Origin of the sequence: Mycobacterium sp., from assembly GCF_051006775.1 — a bacterium.
In the GTDB taxonomy this organism is placed as follows: domain Bacteria; phylum Actinomycetota; class Actinomycetes; order Mycobacteriales; family Mycobacteriaceae; genus Mycobacterium.
The window spans coordinates 19413-28021 of the sequence record NZ_JBPCSX010000194.1 but is presented as its reverse complement, the minus strand read 5'-3'; the positions used below and the strand labels follow the sequence as shown (position 1 = coordinate 28021).

Annotated in this window: 8 protein-coding genes and 1 tRNA gene; 5 read left to right on the top strand and 4 right to left on the bottom strand. The window is 65.8% G+C overall.

Features of this window, described 5'->3' with window-relative positions; translation table 11 throughout:
- Position 1: 1 nt before the first annotated feature.
- Positions 2 to 75: transfer RNA gene (locus ACR2JI_RS14005), tRNA-Gly, on the bottom strand.
- 39 nt (positions 76 to 114) lie between these two features.
- Here ACR2JI_RS14005 and dcd point away from each other — a divergent pair.
- From dcd to rfbA, 4 genes are read left to right on the top strand one after another with little or no spacing between them, the layout of a single operon-like run.
- Positions 115 to 687 (top strand): dCTP deaminase, encoded by a 573-nt coding sequence (gene dcd / locus ACR2JI_RS14000; RefSeq protein ID WP_526390948.1) that lies wholly within the window; start codon positions 115 to 117, stop codon positions 685 to 687.
- A gap of 44 nt (positions 688 to 731) precedes the next feature.
- The gene (locus ACR2JI_RS13995) at positions 732 to 1490 is read left to right on the top strand and encodes a maleylpyruvate isomerase family mycothiol-dependent enzyme (protein WP_526390946.1); all 759 of its coding nucleotides are present in this window, start codon (positions 732 to 734) and stop codon (positions 1488 to 1490) included.
- Positions 1491 to 1510: 20 nt separating this feature from the next.
- On the top strand, positions 1511 to 1885 hold the full coding sequence (locus tag ACR2JI_RS13990) for a nuclear transport factor 2 family protein (protein WP_526390944.1): 375 nt from the start codon (positions 1511 to 1513) through the stop codon (positions 1883 to 1885).
- 5 nt (positions 1886 to 1890) lie between these two features.
- Complete coding sequence (rfbA, locus tag ACR2JI_RS13985) at positions 1891 to 2757, top strand: glucose-1-phosphate thymidylyltransferase RfbA (protein WP_526390942.1); 867 nt, start codon at positions 1891 to 1893, stop codon at positions 2755 to 2757.
- On the opposite strand, the gene ACR2JI_RS13980 is transcribed toward rfbA, so the two are convergent.
- Positions 2708 to 3973 carry a YibE/F family protein gene (locus tag ACR2JI_RS13980; RefSeq protein WP_526390940.1) on the bottom strand — a complete coding sequence of 422 codons (1266 nt, stop codon included), beginning with the start codon at positions 3971 to 3973 and terminating at the stop codon, positions 2708 to 2710. The genes rfbA and ACR2JI_RS13980 overlap by 50 nt on opposite strands.
- Before the next feature lie 6 nt (positions 3974 to 3979).
- Positions 3980 to 5287 (bottom strand): pyridoxal phosphate-dependent aminotransferase, encoded by a 1308-nt coding sequence (locus ACR2JI_RS13975; protein WP_526390938.1) that lies wholly within the window; start codon positions 5285 to 5287, stop codon positions 3980 to 3982.
- A gap of 100 nt (positions 5288 to 5387) precedes the next feature.
- Here ACR2JI_RS13975 and ACR2JI_RS13970 point away from each other — a divergent pair, with 100 nt between their 5' ends.
- Positions 5388 to 5798: a hypothetical protein gene (locus ACR2JI_RS13970; RefSeq protein ID WP_526390936.1), complete on the top strand. Its 411-nt coding sequence runs from the start codon at positions 5388 to 5390 to the stop codon at positions 5796 to 5798.
- Between the two features lie 4 nt (positions 5799 to 5802).
- On the opposite strand, the gene ACR2JI_RS13965 is transcribed toward ACR2JI_RS13970, so the two are convergent.
- On the bottom strand, positions 5803 to 8556 hold the full coding sequence (locus ACR2JI_RS13965) for a (Fe-S)-binding protein (protein ID WP_526390934.1): 2754 nt from the start codon (positions 8554 to 8556) through the stop codon (positions 5803 to 5805).
- Positions 8557 to 8609 lie beyond the last annotated feature (53 nt).

Sequence of the window (8609 nt, the reverse complement as noted above, 5' to 3'; positions counted from 1 at the left end):
GTGGAGCCGATGACGGGAATCGAACCCGCGTATTCAGCTTGGGAAGCTGATGTTCTGCCATTGAACTACATCGGCATGGCAAGCCAACGATAGCAATCCCGATACGCTCGTCGGGTGCTGCTCTCCGATCGCGACATCCGGGCCGAAATCGCCGCCGGACGCCTGGGCATTGATCCGTTCGACGACTCCCTGGTCCAACCGTCGAGCGTGGACGTCCGGCTCGACAACCTGTTCCGGGTGTTCAACAACACCCGCTACACCCATATCGACCCAGCCGAACAGCAGGACGAGCTGACCAGCATGGTGGCGCCCGCCGAGGGTGAGCCCTTCGTCCTGCACCCCGGCGAATTCGTGCTGGGCTCCACACTCGAATGCTGCACGCTGCCCGACGACCTCGCCGGCCGGCTCGAGGGCAAGTCCTCGCTGGGCCGGCTGGGTCTGCTGACCCACTCCACGGCGGGCTTCATCGACCCCGGTTTCTCCGGCCACATCACGCTGGAGCTGTCCAATGTGGCCAACCTGCCGATTACCCTCTGGCCGGGGATGAAGATCGGGCAGCTATGTCTACTGCGGCTGACAAGCCCCGCTGAACACCCCTACGGCAGTGCGTCGGTGGGCTCGAAATACCAGGGTCAGCGGGGGCCTACCCCGTCGCGTTCCTATCTGAACTTCATCCGCTCCAGCTGATCCCGCCGACCACCTTCTGGCCGCCGTTGGGTTAGCGTCGGGGGATGGACACTGCCGCCGCCCTGATCGCCGAGAATGCGGCCTTCGCTGATCTTCTCCGTGATGCGGACATGGCGACTCCGGTGCCGACCTGTCCGGAATGGACTCTTGATCAGTTGATGCGTCATGTCGGCCGGGGTGACCGTTGGGCCGCCCAGATCATCGCCGAGCAGGCGGTCGACTACATCGATCCCCGCACGGTTCCCGGGGGCAAGCCAACGCAGGGCGACGAGACCGCATGGCTGCACGACGGGGCGCGCGCACTGCTGGACGCGGTGGTGGGCACCGGCCCGGATACGACGGTGTGGACATTCCTGGGCCCGCGGCCCGCGGCCTGGTGGATACGCCGCCGCCTGCACGAGACTGCCGTGCACCGCGCCGACGCCGCATTGGCACTCGGCGTCGACTTCGACATCGCTCCGGAGCTCGCCGCGGACGCCGTCACCGAATATCTCGAACGCACAGTCGCACGCGCCAACGAAGAAGGTCCCGGCGCCGGTGACCGGCCACTGGGCGAGGGTCAGTCGGTGCATCTGCACGCCGCCGATCCGGGTCTCGGCACCGCGGGGGAGTGGACCATCCTCGGCCGATCCGACGGCGTGGCACTGGACCACGAGCATGGCAAGGCAGACGTCGCCCTGCGCGGGTCCGCCCGCGACCTGCTGCTGGCCGTGGTCCGACGGCGCGGTGCTGCCGACCTTGGCCTTGAGGTGTTCGGCGATCAGGCGGTGTGGGACACCTGGCTTGCCCGCACACCGTTCTAGCTGGAGTAGTTTGGGCCACCATGAGCACTTCGGAGATCGCGACCGTCCTGGCCTGGCACGACGCCCTCAGCACCGGGGACCTCGACACGCTGGCCGCCCTGTCGAGCGACGATATCGAGATCGGTGACTCCCACGGGGCCGGGCAGGGCCATGCCGCACTGCGCGAGTGGGCGCAGCGCTCCGCCGTGACCATCGAGGTCGGCGAGATCTACTATCGCGACGGGGTGGTGGTTGTCTCGGAGCGGATCACGCGCAAGGCGGACACCGCCGCCGTCAGCACGGCGGCCTCGGCTTTCCGGGTGGTGCACGACCACGTCACGTCGGTGTTCCGGCACCCTGACCTTCCTGCCGCACTGGCTGCCACCGAATTGGCAGACGAAGACCTCCAGGCCTGACCGGCATGCGCGGCATCATCCTGGCCGGCGGATCGGGTACGCGGCTCTACCCGATCACTCAGGGGGTCAGCAAGCAGCTGCTGCCGGTGTACGACAAGCCGATGATCTACTACCCGCTCTCGACGTTGATGCTGGCGGGGATCCGCGACATCCTGGTGATCGCAACCCCCGAGGACAGTCCCGGATTCACCCGCTTGCTCGGTGACGGCTCACAGTTCGGTATCAGCATCACCCACGCCGTCCAGAGCAGTCCCGACGGTCTGGCACAGGCCTTCCTCATCGGTGCGGACCATATCGGCACCGGGCCGGTAGCGCTGATCCTCGGCGACAACATCTTCTACGGGCCCGGCGTCGGCACAAACCTGAAGCGCTTCAACAATGTTGACGGCGGCGCCATCTTCGCCCACTGGGTGGCCGACCCCTCTGCCTACGGCGTGGTTGAGTTCGCCGCGGATGGAACGGCGTTGGCGTTGGAGGAGAAGCCCGCCACGCCGAAGTCCAACTACGCGGTACCAGGGCTGTACTTCTATGACAACGAGGTCGTCGAGATCGCCCGGTCCCTGCGGCCCAGCGCGCGGGGTGAGCTGGAGATCACCGATATCAATCGGACCTACCTCAACCGCGGTCGGCTGTTGGTCGAGGTGCTGCCGCGAGGTACCGCCTGGCTGGACACCGGAACCTGCGACTCCCTGTTGGAGGCAGGCAATTTCGTGCGGACCATCGAGGCCAGGCAAGGTCTGAAGGTGTCTTGCCCGGAGGAGATCGCCTGGCGGATGGGCTTCATCGACGACGGCCAGTTGGCCGCGGCTGCGCAGACCCAGCTCAGTTCGGGCTACGGCCAGTATCTGTTGGAGCTGCGGGATCGGCGCTAGCGGTCGGGGTGGCCAGCGCCGCGGCGACCGCCGTGGTCAGCGGTACCGCCAGTGCCAGCGCGATACCGCCCACTGCGGAGCGGGCTATCTCGATCGCCACGCCTTCACTGGTCAGCACATCGGTCAGTGAGCGATTCGCCACGCTGAACAACAGCAGCAGCGGAAGTGAGCTGCCCGCGTAGGCAAGCACCAGTGTGTACACCGTGCTGGCGATGTGATCACTGCCGATCCTCATCCCGCGCAGGAATATCTGGCGGCGGGTACCGCCCCCGAGATGGGCGAGCTCGAAAACCGCCGACGCCTGGGTGATGGTGACGTCGTTGAGCACGCCCAGTGAACCGATGATGAAGCCGGCCAGCAGTAGGCCCTTGATCGAGACGTGATCCATGTATGCGGCGACTTCGTTGTTGTTGTCCTGCGACAAGCCAGTCAGATGGGTGAGTTCGATTGCCGCCCATGACAAAAACGCGGCCAGCAGCATTGCGGTCAGTGTGCCCAGCAGCGCAGCGCTGGTGCGTAGGCTCACCCCGTGCGCCAGATAGATCACCGCGAAGAGGATCGCCGCCGACGCGACCAGTGCGGCCGGTAAGGCGGGTGCGCCGTCACGCAGCGCAGGCAGCAGAAACACCACAAGAATGCTGAAGGCCACGATGATGCCGATCAGCGCGCGCAGCCCACGCCAGCGGGCGACCGCCACGATCACAATGGCGAAAGCCGCCCCCAGCAGTGTCAGCGACCATCCGCGCTCATAGTCGTAGAAGCCGTAGCTGGTAGCGCCCTGCTGATCGACCTGACGAAAGATCCGGATGGTGTCGCCTGGCATCAACTCCGGTTGACCGGGGCCTCGGGAGAACTCCAGCAGGGTAGCGGCTCCGGTATTGGGGCCGGTCTCGATCCGCACCATCGACTGCACGCAGGTGCCACTGCCCGCCAATCCGGGTGCGGCACCGCTGGTGATCACCTGACCCGACGACGGACTTCCGCAGTCAGCGAGCGTGGTGGATTGCACGTGACCGCGCTCGGTGGTCACGGCGCCACCCGCCGCGTTCTGAAACGGCCGCGGGATATCGACCTGGTGACCGGAGGGCCACAGCAGGGCGGCTCCCACCACCATCGCCAGGGCGATCAGTGTCAGTGACGCCACGACCAACCGTGCCACCAGAGGACTCAGCGGTGCCGGACCTGCGGCGTGTGAGTGCGAATGCGAATGCGCCACTGCAGATTACTGGCGATAGCTCGCCAGGAAATTGCCGAGACGTTCGATGGCGTTGGACAGATCACGCGCCCATGGCAGCGTCACGATCCGCAGATGGTCCGGTGCCGGCCAGTTGAAGCCTGTGCCCTGCGTCAGCAGGATCTTCTCATCGAGCAACAGGTCCAGTACCAGCTTCTCGTCATCGACGATGTCGTGCACCTCTGGGTCGAGTCGGGGGAATGCGTACAGCGCTCCCTCCGGTTTGACGCAGGAGACGCCGGGGATCTCGTTGAGCTTGGTCCAGGCGACGTCTCGCTGTTCGAGCAACCGGCCGCCGGGCAGAACCAGATCATCAATACTCTGGTGGCCGCCGAGTGCGACCTGAATGGCATGCTGCGCAGGGACATTCGGGCACAGCCGCATATTGGCCAGCAGGCTGATGCCTTCGATGAAGCTCGTCGCGTGCTCGGTCGGCCCGGTGATCACCAGCCAACCGGAGCGGTATCCGGCGACCCGGTAGGCCTTGGACAGGCCGTTGAACGTCAAGCAGAGCACGTCAGGCGCAACCGTCGCCAGGCTGACGTGTTCGGCGTCGTCGTAGAGGATCTTGTCGTAAATCTCGTCGGCCAGCAGCAGTAGTTCATGCTTGCGGGCCAGCTCGGCCATCTGCCGCAGAACCTCCCGCCCGTACACCGCCCCGGTCGGGTTGTTGGGGTTGATCACCACCAGTGCCTTGGTCTTGGGGGTGATCTTGGACTCGAGGTCGGCCAAGTCCGGCTGCCAGCTGTTGGTCTCGTCGCACAGGTAGTGCACCGGGGTACCGCCGGCCAGGGCGGTGGCCGCGGTCCACAGCGGATAGTCCGGAGCCGGGATCAGAACCTGGTCGCCGTTGTCGAGCAAGGCCTGCAGCGTCATCGTGATCAGTTCAGAGACGCCGTTACCCAGGAACACCGAGTCGACGTCGAACCGGGGGAAGCCGTCGACGAGTTCGTAGCGGGTGACGACTGCACGACGGGCGGACAGGATCCCCTTGGAATCGGAGTAGCCCTGCGCATCAGGCAGCGCCTGGATCATGTCCCGCATGATCACATCGGGTGCCTCGAAGCCGAACGGCGCCGGATTACCGATGTTCAGCTTGAGAATGCGATGGCCCTCGGCTTCGAGTCGGGCGGCGTGGTCATGCACCGGACCGCGGATCTCGTAGAGGACGTCCTGCAGCTTTGTCGACTGCGCGAACGTGCGCGGCCGCCGGTGCTGGCTGGTGGGTTGCCACGGCAGCTGGTTGGTACTCACATCTTGATTCTCCCACGCGGGGGCAACCCTTTTTCCAGTCACAGCTCGCACTCGTTTTCGATACATGCTGGACACGACGGCCAATTTGAGGCGTTTGAGGCTGTTAGCTTGCTCAATAAGTTCAGTAGGAGGCTTACAGACAATGAACCGAGCAATCACGCGCGCGCTGGTGGCGGCTGCACTTGCGACAGGGGCCGCGATCGGCTCCGCCGGCTTCGCCCATGCCGACCTCAGTGGCAGATACGCCGTCGTCGGTGGCTCCGACCAGTTCTACGTGACCGCGACGCCGAGTTGCGTCACCGACGGATGCACGGCCAGCCTGGTCAGCAACCGCGGCTGGACCGCCGTGGCCACCCTGAACAACGGCACGTGGACCTACAACGTGATCAAGCCGCAGGGCGCGATCTGTGCTGACGGCAATTTCGCCGACATCATCATTCGCTACGCCGTCGACAACAACACCCTGGCAGGTTCTGTCACCGCCGACTCCAACGGCGAATGCCCCGGCGGTCAGGTCACCCAGGGGCCGATCCAGCTGACCAAGATCGGCTAGCGCACTAGTTTCGTTTACCGGGCGGGCGGGCGCCTTTGGCGATGCCCAGTCCCTTGACGGGCGGTGCATCGGCTGCGGGTGTCGTTGCCGGTGCGGGTTCTGCGGCCGGCGTCGGCTCAGCCGTAGCAGCTGCCTCGGCGGGTGCCGGAGCTGCCGGAGCAGGCGCAGCGGGTGCGGCTTTCTTGGCGCCGGGCCGCTTGGCTCCGGCGGCCACGCCCAGACCCTTGACCGCCGGTTGCGTCTTGGGTGCTTCCGCCGGTGCTGCCGCCGGTTGCGCTGCGGGAGCCGCGACGGCTGCTTCGGCGGCCGGAGCGGCCATCTTGGCGCCGGGACGCTTGGCTCCGGCGGCCATGCCCAGACCCTTGGCAGGAGCAGCAGGAGCGGCGGGCGCTGCGGATGCGGCGGGCGCCGACGGCGCTGTTGCGACCGGCTCGGGTTGCGGCTCAGCGGCTGGGGCGGCCGTGGGTGCGGCGGGTTTGATCGCCGGTGCCGCGGCCGCGGCGAGCTTGGCCGCGGTGCCCTTCTCCGGCAACTTCAGCGCGCTGCGATCGAGCGCACCGAGCAGCAACTGCGCCACGTCGACCACCTCGACGTCATCGGCCTTGCCGCGGTCTCCGACACCGTCGGAGAGCATCACGCGGCAGAACGGACAGCCGGTCGCGATCGTCGTGGCATCCAGGGTCAGCGCCTCGTCGACACGATTGTGGTTGACCCGCGTGCCGAGGTGCTCTTCCATCCACATCCTGGCGCCGCCGGCGCCGCAGCAGAACCCGCGCTCGGCGTGCCGCGGCATCTCGGTGAGCGTCGCGCCGGAGGCGCTGATCAACTCCCGCGGCGCTTCGTAGACCTTGTTGTGCCGGCCCAGGTAGCACGGATCGTGATAGGTGAGCGTGCCAGCCGAGCCGTTCGCGCCGCCGGTGCCCTGCACCGGGATCAGCTTCTTGTCGCGCACCAGCCGGTTGAGCAACTGGGTGTGGTGCAGAACGGAGTAGTCGCCGCCGACCTGGGGGTACTCGCGGCCGAGGGTGTTGAAGCAATGCGGGCAGGTGACGACCACCTTGCGGTCCACCTGCTCGACACCCTCGAACAGGCCGTTGATGGTCTCGACGTTCTGAGTTGCCAACTGCTGGAACAGGAATTCGTTACCGGACCGTCGCGCGGAGTCACCGGTGCAGGTCTCGCCGTCGCCGAGGACGAGGAACTTCACCCCGGCCGCCGACAGCAGTTCAGCGACCGCCTTGGTGGTCTTCTTGGCGCGGTCGTCCAGCGATCCGGCGCAGCCCACCCAGAACAGGTACTCGAAACCGGCGAAGGAGTCGACGTCCTTGCCGTAGACCGGCACGTCGAAGTTCACCTCGTCGATCCAGGTGAGCCGTTCCTTGGAGTTCTGGCCCCACGGGTTGCCCTTGGTCTCCAGGTTCTTGTAGAGACCGGCCAGCTCGCTGGGGAACTCCGACTCCATCATCACCTGGTAGCGGCGCATATCGACGATGTGGTCGATGTGCTCGATGTCCACCGGGCACTGCTCGACGCAGGCGCCACAGGTGGTGCAGGACCACAGCACGTCGGGATCGATCACGCCGAGCGCCGCGGCGTCACCCACCAGTGGGCGGGTGGCCTGCAACGGCGAATGGGCGGGCACTCGTTCGAAACCGGACTCCGGAACGTGGTGCGGGTTGTCGGGCCCGATCTCCAGGCCGCCTTCCGAGTCGACGAGGGCGTCGGTGACGTGCTCTCTCGTTCCGAAGATGTAGGGAGCCTTGGCGAACAGATGATCGCGAAGATCCATGATAAGGATCTTGGGGGACAACGGTTTTCCGGTGTTCCACGCCGGGCACTGCGACTGGCAGCGGCCGCACTCGGTGCAGGTGGTGAAGTCGAGGTAACCCTTCCAGGTGAAGTCCTCGATCTTGCCGCGGCCGAACACCGAGTCCTCCGCGGGATCCTCGAAGTTGATGTATTCGCCCCTGGACTCCATCGGCAGTAGCGGTCCCAGCGCGTTGGGTAGGCGCTTGAACGTCACGTTCAGCGGAGCCAGGCCGATGTGAAGGTGCTTGGAGTGCAACACGATCAACAGGAACACCAGCATCACGCCGATATGCAGCAGCAGTGCCACGGTCTCGATGATCTCGTTGGCGTTGTGCCCCAACGGGCTCAGCAGGGCGCCGACCGCGTGGGAGAAGAACGCCGACTTGCCGTACGGCAGATTGCCGTTGGCCACCGCCGCGCCGCGGAACAGCGCGTAGGTCCAGATGACGTTGAAGATCATGACCAGGATCAGCCAGGCACCGCCGGTGTGTGAGCCGTAGAAGCGCGACGAGCGGCCGTACTCCTTGGGCTCGGAGCGAAGGCGGATGATCGCGAAGGTGATGATGCCCAGCAGCACAGCGACGGCGAAGAAATCCTGCAGGAAACCCAGGATTCCCCAGGTCCCCACCACCGGGATGGCGAACTTGGGGTCGAACAGCACCCCGTAGGCCTCCAGATAGACGGTGGCCAGGATGAAGAAGCCCCACATGGTGAAGAAGTGCGCGATTCCCGGGATCGACCAGCGCAGCAGTCGGGTCTGGCCGAACACCTCACGGAACTGGGTTGCAATCCGCTCACCGAGGTCGTCCTTGCGGCCGCCTTCGTCGGCGGTCCGCTGCCCGGAGTTGATCAGCCTGGTCAACCACAGCACCCGCTTGACGGCGAGCACCCCGACGATCGCGGTCATGGCGAGGCCGATGACCAACCGGATCAGCGTCTGCGTATCCACTGCATTCCCTCTCTCACCGGCAACCAACGGGTACCCGGACTAATGCTGTTCAT

Bases quoted from the DNA above. Each gene is read 5' to 3' on its own strand.
- rfbA (WP_526390942.1), top strand. From the start codon at position 1,891: ATGCGCGGCATCATCCTGGCCGGCGGATCGGGTACGCGGCTCTACCCG.
- ACR2JI_RS13995 (WP_526390946.1), top strand. From the start codon at position 732: ATGGACACTGCCGCCGCCCTGATCGCCGAGAATGCGGCCTTCGCTGAT.
- ACR2JI_RS13970 (WP_526390936.1), top strand. From the start codon at position 5,388: ATGAACCGAGCAATCACGCGCGCGCTGGTGGCGGCTGCACTTGCGACA.
- ACR2JI_RS13990 (WP_526390944.1), top strand. From the start codon at position 1,511: ATGAGCACTTCGGAGATCGCGACCGTCCTGGCCTGGCACGACGCCCTC.